This is a genomic window from Aphanizomenon flos-aquae FACHB-1287 (genome assembly GCF_014698755.1).
Taxonomy (GTDB): Bacteria; Cyanobacteriota; Cyanobacteriia; order Cyanobacteriales; family Nostocaceae; genus Dolichospermum; species Dolichospermum flosaquae.
The window spans coordinates 16,597-39,449 of the sequence record NZ_JACJTO010000009.1; the positions used below are offsets into that span (position 1 = coordinate 16,597).

Consider the following 22,853-nt stretch of genomic DNA (forward strand, 5'->3'; position numbering starts at 1 on the left):
GGAAACCCAACATAATCATAATGTAAATTCACATTTGGGTTTTCCGATAAACAAGTAGGTTTGGTTGACCCAGGAAACCCAACATGATCATAATATAAATTCACATTTGGGTTTTCCGATAAACAAGTAGGTTACAACATTTTTAGGACTTTGTTGGGTTTCGCTGTCGCTTAACCCAACCTACAAATATATTACGATTATATGCTATTATAAAAAGCAAGAAGTTTAATAAATAATTATCCAGGGATTATGTCTGATTTTAATAACTACATCCAAGATTTACAAGAAAATCTTAAAAGTGGTGGACAAAGTAGTCATTACCCCAGTCTAAAACGTCTCATTGAGGGTTTAATGATAGGGATTAATGCCAGAATTGAAGAAAAAGGTAATCAAGCAGGAATACCCGATTTAACTATCAGAAAAAATGAGCGGATTTTAGGATATATAGAAGCTAAAGATATTAATATTGATTTAACTAAAATCGAAAAAACACCACAACTCAAACGTTATTTAGAATCAAATATTGGTGACAATTTGATTTTAACTAATTATCTAGAATTTCGGTGGTATGTAAACGAAGAATGTGAAAAAACTGCTAAACTAGCTGATTTTAAATCAGGTAAAATTATTCTAATTAATGATTTACAACCAATTAGAGAATTACTACAATTATTCCTAAATCAAAAAGCCAAAGATATTAATAATTATTACGATTTGGCTAAAGAAATGGCAGCTTATACTAAAACCATTAGAAACGCCATTCAATCATCTTTAGAAATAGAAACAACCACAGAAGAATTAAATCGTCTAAAAGAGACATTTAAGAAATTACTACTTTTAGATATAAATAATGATAAATTTGCAGATATGTACGCTCAAACTATCGCTTATGGGTTATTTACTGCAAAAATTGGTCATGCACAAAACCCTGGAGAATTTGCATTTAATCGCACAACAGCCGGTATTTATATGACTGATAAAATTCCTTTTTTAAAAGGTTTATTTGATTTAGTTTTAGGAAATAATAGCGTTAGTAAAATTCACAAATCAATTGAGAATTTAATAGACTTATTTAACACAATAGACATGACCAATATTTTAGACAACTTTGGTCAAGAAACCCGCACAGAAGATCCAGTTATTCACTTTTACGAAACATTTTTAGCCGCTTATCAATCTTCATTAAGAAAAAGTAGAGGAGTTTATTATACTCCTGAACCTGTAGTTAATTTTATTGTCCGTTCTGTTAATGATATTTTAGTTAATGAAGAAATTTTTGATTTAGAATATGGTTTAGGAAATCGCAAAGTCACAATTCTTGACCCCGCAACCGGAACAGGAACATTTTTATATGCAGTTATTAAACAAATTCGTGATAATGTTGCTAAATATGGTGTTGATAAATGGAATAGTTTTTTAAGAGACGCAAAACTTTTAAAGCGTTTATTTGGGTTTGAATTATTGATGACTCCCTATACCATAGCGCATTTAAAATTAGGTTTATTATTAGCAGATTTGGGTTATAAATTTGCACCAGCAGAAAGATTAAAAATTTATTTAACTAATGCTTTGGAAGCAGGAATAAAATCCGGGGAATTAATTCCCGGAATTACCCAAATTATCGCGGAAGAATCAAGTCAAGCAGCAAAGGTAAAAACGGAAATTTCTGTAACTGTAGTATTAGGAAATCCTCCTTATTCTGTCAGTTCACAAAATGCGAGTAAACGCAAAAGGGTCTTAAATCAAGATGAAAGATATTTAGTAGATATTGAATATACTGGTTCAGTTTGGAATCGGATTTATAAAACTGGAACAGCGGGTAAAACTATCACCGAATTAACCCACATTGGGGAACTTTTAGAACTATATAAAGGTAGAGTCAGACTGGAAGGAGAAAAGAATATTCAACCTTTAGATGATGATTATATTAAATTTATTCGTTTTGCTCAATATCAAATTGAAAATAATGCTCAAAATGCGGGTATTATTGGTTTTATTACTAACCATTCCTATCTCAATGGTTTAATTCATCGAGGTATGAGGGAAGAATTGTTAAGGTATTTTGATACATTATATATCATGGATTTACATGGTAATTCCTTATTAAAAGAAACCACTCCAGAGGGAAATGTTGATCAAAATGTTTTTGATATTCAACAAGGTGTAGCGATTTTAATTGCTGTGCGAGAAAAAAGCGAACCTGATTATTTTTCTACGGCTTATAAATCCAGAGATGGTGTTAAGGAAATGGCAAAGGTATTATATTATGATGTTTGGGGAAGACGTGAGGATAAATATAAGTTTTTAGAATCTGCAAGTTTAGATAATATTAATTGGATAGAAGTAAAAACAACTGAACCTAATTACTTTTTTGCACCGAAAAATCTTGATTATGAAGATGAATATAACAAAGAGTTGAGTATTAATGATATCTTTCCCGTTTATGCTGCTGGTGTAAAAACTAGAAGGGATAATGTATGTGTTGACTATGATAGAGAAACTCTACTAAATCGTTTTTGTGATATTTCTATAAATACTAATTTAGAAGAATTAAAAGAAAAATACAATATCAAAGATACAGAATATTGGAATTTAGAAAAAGCTAAGTTAGATATTAAACAAGATGAAATTGAATCAAAATTACTACTATATGCTTATAGACCATTTGATAATCGTTGGGTTTATTATAATCATAAGATTATTGAAAGAGGAGATAGTCGTAAAGAATTAATGGGACATTTATTAAAAGGTAATAATATTGCATTACTTTCCTGTCGTCAACAAGTTGAACCAGGTTTTTATCATATATTTTGTTCAGAAATTCTCACAGAACATTGTACTGTATCCTTAAAAAGCAGGGAAGCAACTTATATTTTTCCTCTCTACACTTACCCAAATACAGAAAATGATCAAACAAATCTTTTCATAGAAAGAACTCCTAACTTATCCCCAACATTCTTAAAAACTATCAAAGAAAAACTCGGTAAAATACCAACTCCAGAACAAATCTTTTACTATGCTTATGCTATATTTCACAGTCCCACCTATCGTACTAGATACGCTGAATTTCTAAAAATAGATTTTCCGCGTCTTCCTTTAACTAGTAATCAAAAACTCTTTCATGAATTAGCTATCAAAGGAGAAGAATTAGTTAATTTACATTTAATGAAATCTGATAAACTCAATAATTTAATTACAACCTATCAAACAATAGGAGATAATCAAGTTACTGAAGTTACCTATAATTCCGAATTACAAAGAGTTTATATCAATAAACAGAGTTATTTTACCGATATTCCTCCACATATCTGGGAATTTAAAATCGGAGGATATCAAGTATTAGATAAATGGTTAAAAGACCGAAAAAATGCTAATAGAAAATTATCTGTTGAGGAAATTAACCATTATCAAAAAATTGTCATTGCTTTAACAGACACTTTACGATTAATGCAAGAAATTGATAAAATTATTCCAGGTTTCCCCATAGAGTAAAAAAATGTTATAATTAATATGTATTGTCTTGTAAAAACCCAAGCAGTAAAATTACTATAGTCCTTCTATTTGAGGTAAAACTTATGTTACAGCTACAAATTAAATCCGATTCTCCTGACGTTGAAATCGTACAAAACCTGGTTCAGTCAGCCATTGATTCCGAGATTAAAAACTTAAAACGTTCAATAGAAAAAACCAATAAATTACTAATGGAATTTGAAGCAAAATATCAAGTTTCATCAGAGTTTTTTTTCGCCAATTGGACAGCAGAAGACCTTACAGGTGGTGACGAAGAATATGTAAGTTGGGCTGGAGAGATAAAAATTAAACAAAAATTAACTAATTCTCTACAAAAGTTAGAAGCAATTGAATATGTTACTCAACAATTACCAAGCTAATATTGTTACTGTTATTCAAAAATATGTGAATGAAGGATGGATTTTATCATTTAGCTTTTCTGTTGATTCCAGATCCAATTATGTCGGTTTTATCCAAGGTAATTTAGAATTTTTGCAAGGTTTACGTCTATTTTTTAAAGAGTATATTGACCTACAAGAATCTATTGAAAAGCTTTCCTATTCATTCCATTATCAAGACCATGAAAATAACTTAATATTTCGTTATGACAACGCAAAGCATAAGCCTGACCTGGGTTATACAGATCATAAACATATCAAAGGTAAAATTATCCAATCTAAAATCCCAGATATTGAACAAGTAATTTTAGAAATTATTAGCGAATACTTAAATAATACAAAATGATTAATATAATTTAATATCAAAAAATAGAGAATTATAAGTTATTTTATCAAATAAATAAACATCCTATAAATCCTTAAATCCTGTAAATCCTGATATGGCTACGCCACGCTACGCTATCAGACAAAAATTATTAAGGATTTTGTTGGGTTTCCTTGTGTCAACCCAACCTACGAAATATTTAACTCATTAAATCTTGAAACATAGCGGTACTTAAATAGCGTTCACCAAAGGAAGGTTGAATCATTACTATTAATTTACCAGCATTTTCTGGACGTTTACCTACTTCAATAGCAGCAGCTAAAGCCGCACCAGAAGATATTCCTGATAATAACCCTTCTTCTCTGGCTAATCTCCGTCCATATTCCATTGCTTCTGCGTCGTCAATTTGCACTATTTCATCAATTAAATCTTGACGCAAAACATCAGGAATAAATCCCGCGCCAATACCTTGAATTTTGTGAGAACCTGCTTTACCACCAGATAGAATTGGACTATTACTAGGTTCAACCGCAATTACTTGAAAACTGGGTTTGCGTTGTTTAATTACTTCAGCAATACCAGTAATTGTACCGCCCGTTCCTACCCCAGCAATTAAAATATCAACTTCTCCGTCAGTATCCGCCCAAATTTCCTCAGCGGTGGTTTCTCTGTGTATTTTCGGATTCGCGGGGTTAGCAAATTGTTGTAACATAAAAGCGTTGGGAGTATTCGCCACAATTTCCTCTGCTTTGTTAATTGCTCCCCGCATTCCTTGAGTACCAGGTGTTAATTCCAAACTCGCACCGTAAGCCCGCAGCATGGCACGTCTTTCTTGACTCATGGTTTCGGGCATGGTTAAAATCAATTTGTAGCCCCGCGCGGCTGCTACCATGGCTAAAGCAATACCTGTATTACCGGAAGTTGGTTCGACTAAAACCGTTTTTCCTGGTGAAATTAAACCTTCAGCTTCAGCGGATAGAATCATACTTATGCCAATTCTATCTTTGACAGAGGCCGCAGGGTTCATACTTTCTAATTTGACAACTATCCTGGCTTTCACTCCTTCGGCTTGGGGAATTTTATTCAACTGAATTAATGGAGTTTTTCCAATAAGTTCTGTTACGTCTTTAGCAATTCGCATTTTTTAACTCCTAAAATCCTAAAGTTTATATATTAATCTATTCCGGTTACATATTTATCTGATTAGTTCTTTATATTAGCCATTTTACCATAATTTCCGTCTATTGCTACAAGAAAATATTCCTAATTGTTAATACCTTCACCAAATTAAAAAAAGTCTTGATTCGTAGGTTGGGTTGTTCGCGTGAGCGTTGCGGAGCAATAGCATGAAACCCAACATGACCGTTGGGTTGCGCTGTCACTTAACCCAACCTACAAAAATGGTGAAGGTATTGATTGTTGAAAATAATACTGTTCTACTTTCCTTAGAATATCTTAATTTTATTTTTGAGTTATTCAAGATATCTTAGTCCTAGCTTTGTCATGAGATTCTGTGATTTGAGTACAGTTTGTACTTGTGAATTTTCCCTTGAAAATATCTAAAACCAATAGCCCAAACTAGTTTAAGGTTGAGTACAAAATAACCCGTCCCCTTTTTTAAAAATGCTAGTCCCCCACTCAATAAATACTAGCACCCCTACACCAAAAAATATTTTAATTTCTTTTAAATGCTTACCAAGTCAGGATCACAGAATTTGAGTGCTGTGGTAATTATCTTAATAATATTAACTTGAGTTGCTGAAAGTTGGAACTAAAAAGGTAACTGATATAAACGATATAGGATTTACGCAGAGATTCCCCTCTACCCCCCGAAGTTCCTAAGATGAAAGTCTGACGAATTAGGGGGGACTTCTTACCTTTTATATCTCTCAAAACTCATCTTAATCTTGTCTGTATTACGGAGTACAAAAAGGATAGAATTTTGTTTTTGAGGAGATTTTAGTTAGCATATTTTGAATAAAAAAGGTGCAAAAAATAAACCTACTAATAGAAATTTTCTTTCTAGGTAATTAAGACCTAGTAAGGGAGAATAAACATGAAAGTCAAACTTTTAAATATGCTGACCGTAAGTTTGGTAACTTTAGCATTAATTTCTCCAGGGATAATAGTATTTACTATAGTTTGGGGACAACATAGAGAGTTCGTTAAAACACAGAATTTATCCTGTGAATTGTCGAAAATAAATATAGCATCTTCTCAATTAGTTCCCCAAACAAAAATTATCAATACTCAGTTATCTTTAGTCAAGGTCAAATTATCTGACAATAGTTTTCTTCATCAACTCAAAGTTACCGCAAAAAAATATAAATTAGCAACAATTTTGCAATGGATATTTTTAGTAACACCCATTTGTATTGGTATAGGAATTATCGCTTATGACAGATATCTTGTCTATCGTGCTGCTGTATTAAAAGAACATATTGCTATGTTAGAAAGAATGTGGGAACAAAGCATCGAACAGTAATTTTTCAACTTAATTATTCACCATAAACTAAATTATCATGACAGACGAACGCCAAACACAGTATTTTAATTTAATTGATGAACTTCTTCAATGTCCTAATGGTCAAGAACCAGAAGTTTTAGAAGCAAAACCCGAATTAATTGATTCTGGTTTAGTTCAATCAATGTTACAAGTAGCCACAATGTTTGCTCATCAAGGTAATCAAGATGGAGCGCAATTTCTATTTTTTGTTGCTAAACAATTAGCTAAAGAATTAGGTTTATATCCTGAAGTTTCTGATCAAGTTGTCACTCAGGAGTAATCATGTTATTGACCGCAACTGATGCTGGAAAAATATCATTAGAATTTCTCTTAGCAGATTGGAATATTGCTGATGATTTTAGAGATTGGTTTACAGTATTTAATTCTCGCTTAATGGGTGAGAGTTGGTATATTGTAGAATTGGGTGTAGAGGGATTACCTGATAGATGGTTTATGCAGGTTTATGACACAGGAGTTTGTGACCCTAATTATACTTTTATTTCCCCAATTTCTGGAGATGAAGGATATACCGATTTGAAAAGTCTACCAGATATTATTGCTGATGTTTTAGTAGCAGAACGTAATTCTCGATAAAAACTTGAAATCCTTAGATCCCCGACATCTTAAAACAGTCGAGGATCTTTATTTTTGTTATGCTTAAATGACAATTATATGTTATAATAAATAGAGTTATGGAAGCTACAGAAGAATCAGTCAAATGATTACTGAAGACATCCTAGCCCAAGAATTTATCAGAGTGGTAAATGACTATTATCCCTCCGTGGGAGAACTTTTAGAAGGCTGCCACGTGAAAGTTATCACTTGCTTTTGGGGACGACCTGCAAAACGGTTTCAATATATAGGAATTTATTGTCGAGAAGACATTATGCCCTATATTCAAGCCAAAAAAGAAATCCTCAGAGAATTAGCCGAAAATATGGGGTTAATTCAAGTAGTCTGTCTCAATGCTAAACGATTGCTACGTGACCCTATGTCGAAGTTAAAGCAGTCTGAACCTCGATTATGGTTGGAGTTGCAATTAGTGGCAGCCTAATCTAATATTTGGTTAACAATGAAAACAGGACTTTTCTGCAATTACGAAAATCATCACCATGATGCTAGACGCACTATCTTTGAACAAGTTTTATTGGTGAAAGAAGCTGAAAGTTTAGGTTTTGAAGAAGCTTGGGTAACGGAACATCATTTTAATGAGTTCAATCTCAGTCCTTCGATTCTACTTTTAATGGCACATTTGGCAGGTATAACTTCGCAAATTCGTCTAGGAACTGCGGCTGTATTATTGCCATTTTACCAACCAATTCGCGTTGCTGAAGATATTGCTACTTTGGATAATCTTTGTAATGGTAGGTTGGCTTTTGGGGTAGCTAAAGGTGGTCCATTTCCGCAGCAAAATAAACATTTTGGTGTAACAAACCAGGAATCCCGCGCCAAAATGTTAGAGTCAGTAGCATTGATTCAAAAGCTATTATATGAAACTAATGTATCATTTAATGGTGAATATTATCAATGTGAAAATCTAACGATACACCCCCAAACACTGCAAAAACCAATTCCTATATATGTTGCTAGTGGTGATGATGATGCAGTTAAATTTGCTGCTGAAAATTCCTTTGGTTTAATGGGGGGTCCGCCTTTTTCTTTAGCAAGACTAAAGAAGACGGTTAATAAATATCGGGAATTTAATCAAAGTGGTGCAGAAAAGTTCCTGTTAGCGCGGTTCTTTTTTGTGGGTAAAACTCATGATCAAGCGGTAAATGAAGCATTACCTTTTATTCGTCATTTTAGCAAAGAAATGACGGTTAATTCAACTCAAGTAATGGAAAAAAGTCCTCAACAACCAGCATTTGATCGGACAAATATTTGTTTTGATGAGGACTATTTGCTGGAAAATTCAATTATCGGTGATGTCAACGGTTGTCGTGACAAAATCAAGAAATTTCAGGACGAATTAGATCTCAGCACACTAGCGTTAAAACCTTCATCCTTTTCCTTACAAAAAAATCGAGAAAGTTTACAACGCTACAATCAAGAGGTGCGGAATTATGTCTAAACTTTCCCTACTTCCTCCCGATGATTTACCTCCTACCAAGGTAACAAAAGAGGATGGAATGCTACATTTAGAGTTGGAACAGTCTATTGGTAAATGCTTCTTTTATGCGTGCGATCGCATTACCCAAGTATTACTATCTAATTGTCAGTGGTACATGACCACAAATAAGACGACTTTGATGTTAATTGTAGACTGTCCTGATCTGGTTGCCTATTGGCATATAGTTAGTAATATTCCCCAATTAGGAAATAGGCTGGAAAGATTCACTAAAGATGCCAAAATTCGCGTTTATCCTCCTTTTGGCAAGGGATCACCCTTTGAAATTGGAGTGAATGAAATTTCAGCCTATCGAGATTGGTTGTAAGTCCTAAATTATATTTTAATCACTAAAATCACCCGATCCTCGACTTCTTGAAAAGTCGGGGATTTATCTTCTATCTTGTTATAATAAAATAAATACAATATAGCAGCCATGATTAACAACATGATTAATAACAAAAAAGAACTATTTGATCGTTGGGCAAATAGTTATGATTGGACATTTCCTTCCTTTATTTATCAAGCAATTCATAAAAGATTACTCACAAAAGTTGAATTATCAGCAAATGCCAATGTACTTGATTTAGGTTGTGGAACAGGTAGATTATTAAATAGATTAGCAAATCAGTTTCCAGAAATTACAGCCACTGGTTTAGATTTATCTCCGCAAATGTTGCGGGTAGCGAGGCAAAATAACCGCCACCGTCCTCGCTTAATTTACCTTGAAGGTAATGCCGAAAATCTCCCCTTTGTAGAGGGACAATTTAACGCCGTTTTTAATAGTATCAGTTTTTTGCATTATCCCCAACCAGACCAGGTTTTAAAAGAAGTAGCAAGGGTACTTTCTCCTGGTGGTAAATTTTATTTAGTGGACATTACTTTTAATAACTCATCATCATGTCAAATTACGCCCCATTCTCATACAGCAGTTAGATTTTATAGCCAAAAACAAAGAGAAGAAATGGGTAATAATGCAGGGTTAACTTGTGTAGGTCACTATCCCTTATTAGGGTTTGTATTATTAACTGTTTTTCAGAAATAATCTTTGTAGGGTGCGTTAGTGATAGCGTAACGCACCATTTTCTTATGTTAGATAGTTAGTAGATTTAATATTCCAAGTTTAAACTTCCACCTCTTGAACGACTTCTAAAGGTAATTCTAATATTTCTACAATTTCTTGATCATTTAAACCTAATTGCCGTAATTTTTTGATTTTCTCAAATCTCTTTTTATCTGATTTAGTTTTAGTATTTTTAGAACTTACATTTATACAGCCAATTAGATTACTATTAATAGTATTATCCCCCAAAGAAATATTCACATTTCCCTGTCGTTCAAGAACAGATTTAAGATTACCTTTATCAACTGGTTCATCAAAAATATCAGATAAAATTTGCAAAAGTTCGTAAGCTACATCCTTTGCATGACCGGCGCTACAACCACAAGTTTCAGCAATATCAGCATATTTTTGATGCTTGAGTGTTCCTTCAATAACGCCACGTTGTAAGTCGTTGAGATGCTTTCCTGTGTTGAGATAAAGAGCGTCATCCACAAGTTGTAGTAGTTGCTGAACCTGCATATCGATAAATGTAACGCGATATAGATAATTTTAGCAGACTTTATCCGTATTTTTCAGCTTTTTTCCGTCTGTTTTTTAATTTTTTTTACGATCCGCTTTTTTCCGCTTTTCAATGTTAGGTGTTTGGTGTAGTTTCGTATAGATATAAGTCCGCAATTTAACTTGCGGGAGTTCGCACATTTTTCTGCGGGGATACTCGTTGATTTTTTGGGTGGGTAAAAAGTAAAAATACTATCGGTAAAGGCTTAGGAAATTCCAAGCTGAATCAATACCTTAGCAATTCACAGTAATTTTTTTTGGAGTAACAAGCGTATGAAATTGTTAAAAACTCTTTTCTCGGTTGGAGTTGTTTCTGCAATGGCAACTACAGCAGTAGTGGCTTTACCGAATAGTAATAGTAGTTCTGCTTTAGAAGAAACCACGTTTGGAGTTGACATATCGCGTTCTAATCTTTCTAGTTTTCAACTCACAAATTCACGTAATGAAAAATTATTACTAGCGCAAAGTAAGCCTTTTCCACTCAGCGGCACTAGGTTCGATGAGCTTGGCGATCATCGTCGAATGGAGACTCAAATTACAATTTCCAATAACGGACGGATAGACGGTGTAACAAGAATTTGGACCGATAAAAAGTGGAAAGGATTTACTGGTTCTGTTGTTGTTGCCATCACTGATCGTGCTGGAAATCGTTTGTATATAACTAATCCTCAAAGCTGGGGTGTAGATTGTAAGCGTTGTCCTGGTCCAAGCAATCGAACTCAGGCATGGGCTGATACTGTTCCTTCTAATGTTCTTAAACAAGTAGGTGGTTACGCTATCATTCACACTACTAGTCCAAGAGATAGATGGAGGTCTTGGCTAAGTAATACCAAAGAAGCTGTAACAGAAATTAAAGGAATTTATAGTCAGTTCTAGAGGTTAGAGCTATCGCTCTTTCATAAGAGGATGATTTTGGGCGATCCTAATATTCAGATCCTCGACTTCTCAAAGAAGTTGGGGATCTAGTCTCCCAAATCTATTTACAAAACATCTATTTCTGTTATATAATTAAAGAAAATTTGTAAAATATTGAGAACCTTATGACTCAGATTACAATTGAAGAAGCTACTCAAAATTTATATAAACTTCTAGAACAAGTCGCCAAAGGTGAGCAATTTATTCTGATGAAAGAAGGCAAAGAAATTGCCCGTCTTCTTCCTCCCCAACAGGTAAAAAAAGTATTTCCTAGTTTAAACGATTTTAGAAAATCCATAGTTTTAAAAGGAAGTTCAATGAGTACCACGATATTAGAAGAAAGAGAGAACGAAAGATATTGATTTATTTAGATACTAGCGCCATTGTTCCTTATTATGTGCCTGAAAAATTAAGTGCTGTTGTTGAACAACTATTACAAAAACAAGAAGATAAACCGATCATTAGTCAATTAGTTGAGGTGGAATTATTTTCTGCCTTATCTCGTAGGGTAAGAATGGGTGAAGTTTCCCAAAATGACGCTAGACGGATTACAGAATTGTTTGAAAATCATCTTAATGAAGGTTTGTATGGTCTTGTTTTATTGGAAAATCAACATTACCGTTTAGCTAGAGACTGGATATCCAGGTTTGATCTGCCTTTAAGAACTTTAGATGCTTTGCATTTAGCTGTGTGTAGTATTAATAATTTGTCTCTGGTGACAGCAGATGAAAAATTAGCTCAATCTGCTACTATTTTGGGGATAGACATTCTTTTATTAACTTCCAATATGAATTTTATTTAGAGATGCGATTACTTGGTCGAACTTAGCGATCGCACTTCCCACTATATTCAGATCCCCGGTGATACAGCACTTTCCGGTGTTATGAGGTACATATCTAGCGGGCAAGACTTGTACTGAGTTTGCCGTTCGCGTAGCGTGGCTTTAGCCATAGTATGCCCGCACCACAAGAGTTTCATGATTCAACTTTGTACCTCATCAGATCAGAAAACGCTGTATATAGGGGGTATGCACTTGAGTGAGATACATCCTAAGCCCCTTCCTCGCTTGCGGGGAGGAGGTTGGGGGTGGGGTTTTTGTATCTCACTCAACCGATAACCTCTATAAAGAGTGTAAACTATATTATAATTTCTAGTAAAAGTTGCTTTTCTGTTAAACCACTTACCTTGAGGACTTTATATGAAATTATCATGATTATTTTTGTAAATAGTTTTTTCTAGTTTCATATAACTTCCTCTTGACTTAACCACCCATACCAATCTTCCAAACCTTCCCCAGTAGTAGCAGAAACTTGGAAAACTTGGATTTTGGGATTTACCTGTTTAGCATATTCAACACAACGCTGAACATCAAAATTGATATAAGGTAATAAATCAATTTTCGTTAAAATCATAATATCACTACTGCGAAACATATAAGGGTATTTAATAGGTTTATCTTCTCCTTCCGTCACCGATAAAATTACCACCTTAGCCGCTTCTCCTAAGTCAAACAAAGCCGGACAAACCAAATTTCCGACATTTTCAATCATCACCACAGAATTAAGGGGCGGATTCAATTCTTGCAGCCCTTTTTCTATCATGGAAGCATCTAAATGACAGCCTGTACCCGTGTTAATTTGTACCACTTGACAACCAGTGGATTTAATTTTTTCCGCATCATTTGTAGTTTCTTGATCACCTTCAATAACGCTGATAGTTAGTGTATTTTTTAAATCATTAATAGTGCGAGTTAATAAAGTAGTTTTACCTGCACCGGGAGAACTCATTAAATTTAAAGCCAGAATATTTCGACCTTTAAACCAGCCGCGATTTTGGGCAGCTAATAGGTTATTTTTACCTAATATTTCTTGTTCTAAAGATATGGTTGTATTATGGATTTGAGCATGAATTTGGGTTGTTTCCTCATGATGATGAGAATGAGTAATTACAGTTCCATCTGCTAAAGTATGAGTATGATGGTGTTCATTTTCCATATTTGTAATTGTTGTTTGATTATCACCAGAACATCCGCAATTTACACACATAATTCCTCTACTTCAATTTCTTTAATTTTTAGTTCTTCACCAGCTATTATATCTAATTTAATACTACCACATTCACAAATACCAAAAGGTTTTTCGACATAAAAATTTGTACCACATTCACGACATTTAGCCATTCCTGGTATTTCTAAAATTTCTAATCTTGCCCCTTCAACTATTGTACCTTGGGCGCAAATATCAAAACAAAATTTAATGGCATCTGGCATAATAGCCGATAATTTACCAACTTCTAATAATACTCTTTGGACTTTTTTACCTTGGGCATTTTCGGTGACTATGGCAATGATATTTTGAGTTATTCCGAGTTCGTGCATATTAGGTGACAGTTGAGCCGTTACAGACAAGGAGTATAATGAAGTACACATCAATTTATTTCCTGTTCCCTAAAACTAAAAAACTTTGTATCTCACGAGCATGGGAACTGCTATAATAATTTTTGTAAGAGATTATAAATATCTTCCTTATTACCTTCCTTTCTTAAACCTATGCCAACTACTAAAACAACTACCTTATCATTTTCCACTTGATAAACTATACGGTAGCGTTGCCCTACAGCCCTAAGACTACGATAATTTATTAGTTGTCCAGTTAAAGGTTTTCCCTGCTTTTCAGGTTCTATTTTTAGTTTATCAATTCGTGAAATTAGAGCTTTTTGGTGACGTTTATCTTTAATATTTGTTAACATCTCCAATGCTAAAGGCGTTAACTGAATTTCAAATTCAATATTATCAGTTTGTGGTTTTTCAAAGTCCGAGTTTGAGTTTTGCATCATGCCAACTAATAGTTTCTCCCCTGTGTGCTTGAGCTATACTTTCTTGTAATTGTTGGTTAAATTCTTGATCAAATAAAATTGCTAAAGTTTCTAATAAAGATTCATATTGCTCAAAACTAATAGCCGCCATAACTGGTTTACCATGTTTGGTAATAATTATTGGCTCTTGTTGTACATCATCTGGCAAATGTAAAATTTGCTGTTGTGCTTCTGTAATTGTGAGGTGTTTTAACATATTCTGGTAAAAAATAAGTATTGTATATGATTATATCACTAATTCATGCACAAGATACCCGACTTCTGTGTTGATGATAGAATTTGTAGGTTGGGTTAAGCGACAGCGCAACCCAACAAAACCGCAAAAATGTCAGAAGTGTTGGGTAACATAGGTCAACCAAACCTACATAATTTATAGATTTTAACATATTCTGGGCAGTTGATCACCTACTAGCATATCTATGATTCTTTCTGCACCAAAGGCGGTTTTTAAAAGGACTATTCCTGGTGGGTGGGGAATGATTTCACCTATAATAGAGGCTTGTTTTCCCGTGGGGTGGTTTTTCATTGTTGCTAAAATCAAATCGGCTTTTTCTGGAGGTGCAACTATGACTAATTTTCCTTCGTTGGCTAAATATAAGGGTTCTAAACCTAAGATTTCACATACTCCATTTACTTCTTCTTTAATGGGAATTGCATTTTCATGAATGCGTATTCCTAAGTTAGAAGTGAGGGCAAATTCATTTAATACTGTGGCTAAACCGCCTCTGGTTGCGTCTCGCATGGCGTGAATTTGGGGACAAATTTTAATAATTTCGGCGACTAATTCATGCAGTGGTTGACAGTCACTTTCTATATCTGTTTCTAATGCTAATTCTCCTCTGGCAATTAATATTGCTGTGCCATGATTTCCTATTTCTCCATTAATAATTACCACGTCTCCCGGTTGAATGTTGCGAGGAGAAATGTCAATGTTTGGGGGAATTATCCCAATGCCGGCAGTATTTATAAATAATTTATCGGCACAACCTCTATTAACAACTTTGGTGTCTCCTGTGACTATTTGCACTCCAGCTTTTTCGGCTGCTTTCTGCATACTAGCCACAACTTTTCTTAATGTTTCTATGGGTAAACCTTCTTCTAAAATCATGCTACAAGTGAGATATAAAGGTTTTGCCCCACTCACGGCTAAATCATTAATTGTACCATTAATTGCTAATTCTCCTATGTCTGAACCAGGAAAAAATAAAGGATCTACTACATAGGAATCTGTAGTAAATGCTAATCGTTTTCCATGTTGAGAAAGACTCAGTAAATCAAATGTGGCTTGGTCTTCTAATTGGGATAAAATGGGATTATCAAAACTTTTCACAAAGATATCATCTATTAGGTCTCTCATGGCTTTACCACCGCTACCATGGGATAAGTTAATGTGAGTATCTCTTATCTTTCCTTGACGACGACGGACTTGCTCAATTTTTTGGAAAAGTGGATTCTGATGAGAGTTAATTGTCATTTTGAAAATTGCTTTGTAATTATTTGTAATTATATTTTTTGTTGTGGGACAGGCATCTTGCCTGTCATTATTAGTTAATTATCTGCCAGTTTCTTCATGTCTACCAGCGTGTTTATCAGAGTGTAAAACCCCTCCAACCGCCCAATTATCTCGTTCAAATTCATCAATATGAATAGTTATCCATTCGGGTTTTGTTCCTAGTGCAGAAACTAAAGCTTCAGTGACAGCTTGGGCTAGTTTACGCTTTTTTTCTATGGAGTGACCCTTACCAATTTGAACAGTGACAAAAGGCATATAATTTTCCTCAAATTGTGCAATTTAGACTGATATAGGTTCGGACGATACACCTGATTTATCTCTTTTTGCCATGGTTGACAGTCGCCCATATTTGTAATATGCTGCACAAGCACCTTCAGAAGAAACCATACAAGTTCCTATGGGTGTTTCCGGTGTACAAGCTGTTCCAAATACTTTACATTGCCAAGGTTTTAAAACTCCTTTCAGAATTTCTCCACATTGACAAGCTTTATGATCTGCTATTTTTAAATTCGGAATTGTAAATTTAACTTCAGCATCAAATTGGGCATATTCTGGGCGAATTTTGAAACCGGAATTGGGTATTTCTCCTAAACCTCGCCATGCAAATTTTTCTCTCACTGTAAAAACTTCATTTATGGCTTTTAAAGCATTTTTATTGCCACTATTTTCTACTAACCGATTATATTGATTTTCAACTTGACAACGATTTTCTACTATTTGTTTTAATAACATCCAAATTGATTGGAAGATATCTAATGGTTCAAAACCAGAAATAACAATTGGTTTATGATATTGTTGGGTAATAAATTCATAAGGTTCTATTCCTATTACCATACTTACATGACCAGGACCAATAAAACCATCAAGTTGTAAATCGGGATTTTCTAATAATGCTTGTAAGGCGGGAATTACTAATACATGATTAGAAAACATACTAAAATTAGTGATATTTTCTGCGGCTGCTTGAAGTATAGTAAATGCAGTGCTAGGGGCGGTGGTTTCAAAGCCTAAACCAAAAAATACTATTTCTTTATGGGGGTTTTCTTTGGCTATTTTTAGGCTATCTAAAGGTGAGTAAACCATACGAATATCTGCACCTTGGGCTTTAGCTTGCAAAAGGCTGGTTTTTGCACCAGGTACGCGCATTGCGTCGCCAAATGTGGTGAAGATGATGTTGGGTAGTTGACAAAGTGCGATCGCATCTTCTATCCTACCTTTAGGCATAACACAAACTGGACAACCAGGACCATGAATTAATTCTATATTATCGGGTAATATTTCTTCGATTCCATATTTAAAAATAGCATGGGTATGTCCTCCACATACTTCCATGATTTTTAAATGTCTATTTATTTGTTGGCTGAGTTTGGTTATTTCTTGTTGTAAAGCGAGGGCTTTTTCAGGGTTGCGAAATTCGTTTATATATTTCATAATTTTGTTTCGCGCAAAGGCGCAAATGTGCAAAAACACAAAGAAATAAAGGAGATTTTAAGTATAAGATTGGGCTATTTCTTCTAATAATTTTAATGTTTCTGCTGCTTCTTTTTCGTTAATTCTGTTCATGGCAAAACCAACATGAACTAATACCCAATCTCCTATACAAGCTTCTGGTGGGTGTTGTTGGTCAACTATACAGGCTATGTTTATTTCTCTTTTCACTCCTCCAATATTAACTGTAGCTAGTTTGTGTTCTCTGTTGGTTATTTCTGTTATTTGTCCGGGTATTCCTAAACACATTTTAGTTTTCCTTTTTTAAGATTTATCTCACGCAGAGGCGCGGAGACAACGGAGGTTTTTATAGCCTTTCTTTTAAGTATTTAGCGGCTGCAATTACGCTTTGTCCTAGTGATAATCCTCCATCATTTGTTGGTACTATACTATGAGTTAATACGTTAATTTCTAATTTTTCTAGTCGCATTTTTACCTGTTGTAATAAAATTTGATTCTGGAATACTCCTCCTGTTAATACTACTTGATTAAATTGATTTTCTTGTTTCAATTGTTTAACTATTTTGACGGTGGTTATGGCTAAACTTTGATGGAATTTTGCAGCTATTTCTGATGATGAAATATGCTGTTTTATATCATCCAAAATTTCTCGCCATGTCGAGGATGTATCTATATAATATATATTAGCTGATTTTTCCAATTTAAAGGAATAATTTAGAGTTTCTTTATCATTGTTTAAAATATTGGTATCAGCTATTGCTTCCATTTCTATGGCTGCTTGTCCTTCATAACTACATTGTTCTGGACAAATACCTATTGCGGCTGCAACTGCATCAAATAATCTACCTACTGATGATGTTAAGGGTGAATTAATACCTTTTTTTATGATTTGGTTGAGTAGTTTAGGGTTTTTATTTTCTAAAAATTTGATTATTGCTAAATCCCTGTATTTTTCTTGTATTTCTTCCCAACTAAAAGCATTAATTAATTGAGAATAGGTATTTCTCCAAGGTTGATAAATTGCCTGTTTTCCTCCTATCATGGGCATAGGTTTAAATGTTGCTAATCTTTGAAAACTTTGATAATCTGCTAATAAAAATTCTCCTCCCCATAATGTACCGTCTTCTCCATATCCTAAACCATCAAAGGCTATTCCTAAAATCGGTTTTGTATCTAAAGAAATTTGATTTTCTGCCATACAAGCGGCTATATGGGCGTGATGATGTTGAATTTCTGCTAATTTAATATGATTAACCGTTGCTAGTTGTTTACCAAGTTTAGATGATAAGTATTCTGGATGTTTATCAATAGCAATTATTTCTGGTTGATGTTCAAACAAATTTAGATATAAATTCAATGTTTCTTGATAAGCATTAAACGCGGAAGCATTTTCTAAATCTCCTAAATGTTGTGATAAAATTGCCTCACCTTCTCTTAATAAACAAAAGGTATTTTTTAACTCGCTACCCATGGCTAAAATAGGCGGTATTTTTTCAAATCCCGGTGGTAAAATAATTGGTGCTGGTGCATATCCTCTAGCACGTCTGAGGGTTTGAATTTTATTATCAATAACTCTAACTACGGAATCATCTACTCTATTAACAATATCTCGATTATGTAATAGAAAATAATCGGCTATTTTCGATAATTTATCTTTAGCATCTTCATTATTTATACATTGTGGTTCATTAGAAATATTAGCACTAGTTAAAACTATTGGTACTTTCATTCTTCTGAGAATTAAATGATGTAAGGGCGTATAAGGTAGCATGAAACCCAGGGTATTTTGTCCTGGGGCTAGGTCAGATGCTAATTTACTATTATCTTTAATTTTTAATAAAACAATAGGTGCAGCCGAACTTGTTAATAATTGTTTTTCTAAATCATTAATATAGCAATATTCAGAAATAATATTTATATCTCTAGCCATTAAAGCCAAAGGTTTATGATATCTATATTTACGATTTCTGAGTTTTTGAACTGCATTTTGTAAAGTAGCATCACAAGCCAAATTAAAACCACCTAAACCTTTAATAGCAATAATTTCACCCTTTTGTAATAAAGTACAAACAGCATCCAAATCATCCAACATGGAGAACATATCAGATATCATAGGTTTACCGTCAGCCCTTTCTAACCATGCACGAGGTCCGCATACAAAACAAGCCACAGGTTGAGCATGAAAACGACGATTTTCCACATCTTCATATTCCCTTTCACATTCCTTACACATTGGAAAATTCGCCATACTCGTATTATCCCTATCGTAAGGAATAGCGCGAATAATAGTTAACCTTGGACCACAATGAGTACAATTAGTAAAAGGATAACGAAAATAACGACTAAAAGGATCAAAAATTTCCCTTTGACATTGGGGACAACTTGCAGCGTCAGGAGAAACTTGAGTTTTTATCACACCATTAATACTTGGAGAAATCACAAAATTATCAAAATTAAATTCTCCCCAATACAGACCTCTAACCACCTGATTAATCCTTGCCAAAGGCGGACATTCTTGATATAATTTATTCACAAAATCCGTGATTATTTCCTCACTACCAGAAACACGAATTAACACCCCTTTTCCATCATTATAAACCTCACCTTTCAAACCAAAAACCTTCGCCAAACGATACACAGTAGGACGAAAACCCACACCTTGTACAATCCCACAAACCCTAATTTCCTCTATTCTCATTCTTCCTTCCTTTGCGTCTTTGCGCCTTTGCGTGAGATAATCAAAACTTCCAAATCAAAACGCGATTATTGCCAGAATCAGCAACTACCGCATTCTCACCACAAACCTTAACTCCATAACACCAATTTAAACTTTGTCGCGTTGGTAGTCCAAAATTGCGATTTTCACTTTTATTTGTAAAGTTATCTTGTCCAATGACAAAATCAGCATCTCCACCCTGTAATAATAGAATAGATTCTGGTTTTTTCCATCCTACTAAACGCGAATTAGCTGTATCAGCAACTATTAAATAATCTCCCCAAATATCTACCCCATAGGGCATACTTAAACTACTAGCATTAGGTAAATAAAAACCTTGATTTAATTCTACAAAATTAAAGTTTTTTTGTCCTAAAATCACCGCACAAGGAGTATTATTTTCTGTTGGTATTCCTGGCCAAATCATGACCCTGTTATTACCTGCATCAGTCACAACTAAATTATCATCCCACATCGTGATATCATGACACCAACGCATACTAGCAGCAGTGGGAGAATCACCTCCATTTTCATTGCGTGATATCATATCTGGTTGTCCCAAAACTATATCCGCAGGTTGACCATTTTCTGTGGGTAATTGATTCCAAATTAATAACCGACGATTTCCGGTATCAGCTACAAATAGCTGACCTTGATAATAGAAAATACCGTAAGGCCAATGTAGAGTATTAGCTGTCGGTTGTTGATTTCCTCGATTTGGTTCATTATCAAGAAAGTTATTTTGTCCTAATACTAAATCTGCGGGAATATGACTATCTTTTGGAATATTATACCAGATTAAAATGCGATGATTCCAAGCATCTGCAACCGCTAAACCATTACCACATTTACAAATACCCGTAGGCACACTAAATGTAGATTTTCCCGGTGTACTTTTGGCGTTTTGTCCTTCATGAAAAAAGTCAGGTTGTCCTATTACCCAGTCAGCAGGTTGATAATCTTTGGTGGGTAAATTTTGCCAACCTAATAAACGATGATGTCCTGTATCTGCTACCCATAATGGTCCTGTTGATGATAATAAACAAGCTGCACGTGGTCCAAACATTGTTGTGGAAGTGGGTACAAGAGGAATTACTAATTGTTCAGGTGTAATATTATTTCCTAATATTATTTTTGCACCTTCAGAAGATATAGATAAATTAGAAATGTTTTGAATGAGGTGATTTAACATTTATTAATTCAAAGGTTAATCATACAGATTTGATGTTATCCTAAAAACCTATAATATTGATATTAATTTATTTTATTTTTATATAAATTTATGTTCGATAAATTACAATTTATTTGTGTCATAGTCGGCTTTGTGCTGTAGTGTACGTTCGCAAATTATATGATCATACTAAATTAGATGCGTTTCCCCTGTGGTGATGAGTGCGGTGGAGAGGATTTTGATGATGGGGAATAGTTTTTGTTTGATATCTTTTAAGTTCATGTTGTTTATCATTGTTTTGTTGCTATTTTTCCCAGATTCACTATAGACAAGAAGAAAATCCGGGTCACGCTCTGAAAATTTACACTTAATTAGCAATTCTCATATCATAATAGTTACACATTGGGATGAAATATTGAGAAATCTAAACTGTGGAATTAAAGCATTATTCTAAATAATACCTATGACAGACTCTGCTTCTGACAACACTCCTGAATTACTCTCTGTCGCTGAAACTGCCAAATTACTGGCTGTAACTCGTCAACGAGTACACGACTTAATTAAGAATGGTCAGATTATAGCTCATAAACTTGGACGTTATTACTACATAGAACCGACTGAAATAGAGAGATACAAGAATCAGCCTAATGGAAAACCTTATCAACCTCGACGGACAAATTCTCAAGCCAACTCTATTGACAGATGACAATAGAGTATGTAGACTTAAGCTAGATTAATATAGTCAAGGTAAAATTAATGCTTCCTTTCCAATTGATTACTACTGATTTTGCAACTCAACAAAAATTGCAGCAGGTTTACAAGAGTGAGTATGGAATTCTCTATCAGGGAGACTGTCTGAAACTTCTATCAGCATTACCTAATGAGTCTGTAGATATGGTATTTGCAGACCCACCTTTTAATCTTGGTAAAGAATATGGTGAAGGTGTCAACGATAATTTAGCAGCAGATAAATATTTAATATGGTCCCAACAGTGGCTTAATGAAAGTATTCGAGTCCTGAAAAATGGTGGTAGTTTATTTATATTTAACTTGCCTAAATGGTGTATAGAATATGGTGCATATTTGAATCAACAAGGAATGTGTTTTCGACATTGGATTGCTTGCAGAATGCCGAAAGCTTTTCCCAGAGGTAAAAAAATGTCTCCTGCTCACTATGGACTACTCTATTATACTAAAGGGGAACCAGCAGTTTTCAACAAAGTTTACACACCTATTCAAGTATGTCGGCATTGCGGTGGAGAAATTCGTGATTATGGTGGACATCGCAAAAAACTTAATGAAAAAGGTATTAACTTAATGGATGTTTGGGAAGCACCAGAAGATGTTTGGGAAGATACTTCTGATGCTGATTCTAGTGAAACTTTATGGACATTAATAGAAGAAATCTGGACTGATATTCCACCAGTTCGTCATCGTCAGCATAAAAAAAGAGTTGCAAATGAACTTGCTCCTATTATGTTAGAGAGAATTATTGCAATGGCATCTAATCCAGGACAAATTGTAGTTGATCCATTTGGAGGTTCTGGTACTACATTTTATGCAGCGGAAAAACTAAAACGTTATTGGATTGGTTCGGAAATTGGGGATATAGATTCAGCAATAGAAAGATTAACTGATTTGGATAAAGGGATTATTGAAGAATGGGAATCAGCGAGGGGAAAAAAGAAATTTAAGCAACGCAAAACAACTACTGCACAACTTTCAATTCCTTTTTTAACATAAGAGTA

Annotated in this window: 27 protein-coding genes; 15 read left to right on the forward strand and 12 right to left on the reverse strand. The window is 34.2% G+C overall.

Annotated elements, in window-relative coordinates; translation table 11 throughout:
* Nucleotides 1-249 precede the first annotated feature (249 nt).
* The 3 genes from H6G44_RS06335 to H6G44_RS06345 all read left to right on the forward strand — a co-directional run bounded on the left by H6G44_RS06335 (nt 250) and on the right by H6G44_RS06345 (nt 4,254).
* Nucleotides 250-3,492, forward strand: coding sequence for a type ISP restriction/modification enzyme (locus tag H6G44_RS06335; protein ID WP_190385462.1), 3,243 nt, complete (start codon nt 250-252; stop codon nt 3,490-3,492).
* Between the two features lie 83 nt (nt 3,493-3,575).
* Entirely contained in the window at nt 3,576-3,890 is a 315-nt protein-coding gene (locus tag H6G44_RS06340; protein WP_168632511.1) for a hypothetical protein, read from the forward strand.
* Nucleotides 3,865-4,254, forward strand: coding sequence for a toxin-antitoxin system TumE family protein (locus H6G44_RS06345; RefSeq protein ID WP_190385461.1), 390 nt, complete (start codon nt 3,865-3,867; stop codon nt 4,252-4,254). Before H6G44_RS06340 ends, H6G44_RS06345 begins: the two co-directional genes overlap by 26 nt.
* Before the next feature lie 178 nt (nt 4,255-4,432).
* Here H6G44_RS06345 and cysK read toward each other — a convergent pair whose 3' ends face one another.
* A complete protein-coding gene (gene cysK / locus H6G44_RS06350) occupies nt 4,433-5,374 on the reverse strand; it encodes a cysteine synthase A (protein WP_190385460.1) in 942 nt (313 codons plus the stop codon).
* Between the two features lie 915 nt (nt 5,375-6,289).
* Here cysK and H6G44_RS06355 point away from each other — a divergent pair.
* The 7 genes from H6G44_RS06355 to H6G44_RS06385 all read left to right on the forward strand — a co-directional run bounded on the left by H6G44_RS06355 (nt 6,290) and on the right by H6G44_RS06385 (nt 9,891).
* Complete coding sequence (locus H6G44_RS06355) at nt 6,290-6,718, forward strand: hypothetical protein (protein ID WP_190385459.1); 429 nt, start codon at nt 6,290-6,292, stop codon at nt 6,716-6,718.
* A gap of 37 nt (nt 6,719-6,755) precedes the next feature.
* Complete coding sequence (locus tag H6G44_RS06360) at nt 6,756-7,019, forward strand: hypothetical protein (protein ID WP_028083565.1); 264 nt, start codon at nt 6,756-6,758, stop codon at nt 7,017-7,019.
* A gap of 2 nt (nt 7,020-7,021) precedes the next feature.
* Nucleotides 7,022-7,333 carry a hypothetical protein gene (locus H6G44_RS06365; protein ID WP_190385458.1) on the forward strand — a complete coding sequence of 104 codons (312 nt, stop codon included), beginning with the start codon at nt 7,022-7,024 and terminating at the stop codon, nt 7,331-7,333.
* Nucleotides 7,334-7,457: 124 nt separating this feature from the next.
* Complete coding sequence (locus H6G44_RS06370) at nt 7,458-7,793, forward strand: hypothetical protein (RefSeq protein WP_190385457.1); 336 nt, start codon at nt 7,458-7,460, stop codon at nt 7,791-7,793.
* An 18-nt stretch (nt 7,794-7,811) separates the two neighbouring features.
* Nucleotides 7,812-8,810, forward strand: coding sequence for an LLM class flavin-dependent oxidoreductase (locus H6G44_RS06375; RefSeq protein WP_190385456.1), 999 nt, complete (start codon nt 7,812-7,814; stop codon nt 8,808-8,810).
* Nucleotides 8,803-9,174: a hypothetical protein gene (locus H6G44_RS06380; RefSeq protein ID WP_028083569.1), complete on the forward strand. Its 372-nt coding sequence runs from the start codon at nt 8,803-8,805 to the stop codon at nt 9,172-9,174. Before H6G44_RS06375 ends, H6G44_RS06380 begins: the two co-directional genes overlap by 8 nt.
* Before the next feature lie 108 nt (nt 9,175-9,282).
* Entirely contained in the window at nt 9,283-9,891 is a 609-nt protein-coding gene (locus H6G44_RS06385; protein ID WP_190385455.1) for a class I SAM-dependent methyltransferase, read from the forward strand.
* A gap of 78 nt (nt 9,892-9,969) precedes the next feature.
* Here H6G44_RS06385 and H6G44_RS06390 read toward each other — a convergent pair whose 3' ends face one another.
* On the reverse strand, nt 9,970-10,428 hold the full coding sequence (locus tag H6G44_RS06390) for a hypothetical protein (protein ID WP_190385454.1): 459 nt from the start codon (nt 10,426-10,428) through the stop codon (nt 9,970-9,972).
* A 357-nt stretch (nt 10,429-10,785) separates the two neighbouring features.
* On the opposite strand from H6G44_RS06390, the gene H6G44_RS06395 reads away from it, so the two are divergent.
* The 3 genes from H6G44_RS06395 (at nt 10,786) to H6G44_RS06405 (ending at nt 12,184) form a co-directional block, all read left to right on the forward strand.
* The gene (locus H6G44_RS06395; RefSeq protein WP_190385453.1) at nt 10,786-11,343 is read left to right on the forward strand and encodes a hypothetical protein; all 558 of its coding nucleotides are present in this window, start codon (nt 10,786-10,788) and stop codon (nt 11,341-11,343) included.
* Between the two features lie 164 nt (nt 11,344-11,507).
* The gene (locus H6G44_RS06400; protein WP_028083571.1) at nt 11,508-11,744 is read left to right on the forward strand and encodes a type II toxin-antitoxin system Phd/YefM family antitoxin; all 237 of its coding nucleotides are present in this window, start codon (nt 11,508-11,510) and stop codon (nt 11,742-11,744) included.
* On the forward strand, nt 11,741-12,184 hold the full coding sequence (locus tag H6G44_RS06405) for a type II toxin-antitoxin system VapC family toxin (RefSeq protein WP_190385452.1): 444 nt from the start codon (nt 11,741-11,743) through the stop codon (nt 12,182-12,184). Before H6G44_RS06400 ends, H6G44_RS06405 begins: the two co-directional genes overlap by 4 nt.
* A gap of 439 nt (nt 12,185-12,623) precedes the next feature.
* On the opposite strand, the gene hypB is transcribed toward H6G44_RS06405, so the two are convergent.
* The 10 genes from hypB to H6G44_RS06455 all read right to left on the reverse strand — a co-directional run bounded on the left by hypB (nt 12,624) and on the right by H6G44_RS06455 (nt 21,126).
* Nucleotides 12,624-13,427 carry a hydrogenase nickel incorporation protein HypB gene (gene hypB / locus H6G44_RS06410; RefSeq protein ID WP_190385451.1) on the reverse strand — a complete coding sequence of 268 codons (804 nt, stop codon included), beginning with the start codon at nt 13,425-13,427 and terminating at the stop codon, nt 12,624-12,626.
* Nucleotides 13,418-13,759 carry a hydrogenase maturation nickel metallochaperone HypA gene (gene hypA, locus H6G44_RS06415; RefSeq protein ID WP_190385483.1) on the reverse strand — a complete coding sequence of 114 codons (342 nt, stop codon included), beginning with the start codon at nt 13,757-13,759 and terminating at the stop codon, nt 13,418-13,420. Before hypA ends, hypB begins: the two co-directional genes overlap by 10 nt.
* A gap of 110 nt (nt 13,760-13,869) precedes the next feature.
* A complete protein-coding gene (locus H6G44_RS06420; protein WP_231395417.1) occupies nt 13,870-14,217 on the reverse strand; it encodes a type II toxin-antitoxin system RelE family toxin in 348 nt (115 codons plus the stop codon).
* On the reverse strand, nt 14,189-14,452 hold the full coding sequence (locus H6G44_RS06425) for a type II toxin-antitoxin system Phd/YefM family antitoxin (protein ID WP_137909070.1): 264 nt from the start codon (nt 14,450-14,452) through the stop codon (nt 14,189-14,191). Before H6G44_RS06425 ends, H6G44_RS06420 begins: the two co-directional genes overlap by 29 nt.
* A 183-nt stretch (nt 14,453-14,635) precedes the next feature.
* Entirely contained in the window at nt 14,636-15,730 is a 1,095-nt protein-coding gene (gene hypE, locus H6G44_RS06430; protein WP_190385450.1) for a hydrogenase expression/formation protein HypE, read from the reverse strand.
* 78 nt (nt 15,731-15,808) lie between these two features.
* On the reverse strand, nt 15,809-16,024 hold the full coding sequence (locus H6G44_RS06435) for a tautomerase family protein (RefSeq protein WP_028089727.1): 216 nt from the start codon (nt 16,022-16,024) through the stop codon (nt 15,809-15,811).
* A gap of 24 nt (nt 16,025-16,048) precedes the next feature.
* Nucleotides 16,049-17,200, reverse strand: a complete 1,152-nt coding sequence (gene hypD / locus H6G44_RS06440) for a hydrogenase formation protein HypD (RefSeq protein ID WP_190385449.1) — start codon at nt 17,198-17,200, stop codon at nt 16,049-16,051.
* Nucleotides 17,201-17,257: 57 nt separating this feature from the next.
* A complete protein-coding gene (locus H6G44_RS06445) occupies nt 17,258-17,506 on the reverse strand; it encodes a HypC/HybG/HupF family hydrogenase formation chaperone (RefSeq protein ID WP_190385448.1) in 249 nt (82 codons plus the stop codon).
* Between the two features lie 58 nt (nt 17,507-17,564).
* The gene (gene hypF / locus H6G44_RS06450) at nt 17,565-19,916 is read right to left on the reverse strand and encodes a carbamoyltransferase HypF (RefSeq protein WP_190385447.1); all 2,352 of its coding nucleotides are present in this window, start codon (nt 19,914-19,916) and stop codon (nt 17,565-17,567) included.
* A 40-nt stretch (nt 19,917-19,956) separates the two neighbouring features.
* The gene (locus H6G44_RS06455) at nt 19,957-21,126 is read right to left on the reverse strand and encodes a hypothetical protein (protein ID WP_190385446.1); all 1,170 of its coding nucleotides are present in this window, start codon (nt 21,124-21,126) and stop codon (nt 19,957-19,959) included.
* 442 nt (nt 21,127-21,568) lie between these two features.
* Here H6G44_RS06455 and H6G44_RS06460 point away from each other — a divergent pair, with 442 nt between their 5' ends.
* Together H6G44_RS06460 and H6G44_RS06465 are read left to right on the forward strand one after the other, a co-directional pair.
* Nucleotides 21,569-21,811, forward strand: a complete 243-nt coding sequence (locus tag H6G44_RS06460) for a helix-turn-helix domain-containing protein (RefSeq protein ID WP_190385445.1) — start codon at nt 21,569-21,571, stop codon at nt 21,809-21,811.
* A gap of 50 nt (nt 21,812-21,861) precedes the next feature.
* A complete protein-coding gene (locus H6G44_RS06465) occupies nt 21,862-22,848 on the forward strand; it encodes a DNA-methyltransferase (RefSeq protein ID WP_190385444.1) in 987 nt (328 codons plus the stop codon).
* Nucleotides 22,849-22,853: the final 5 nt, after the last annotated feature.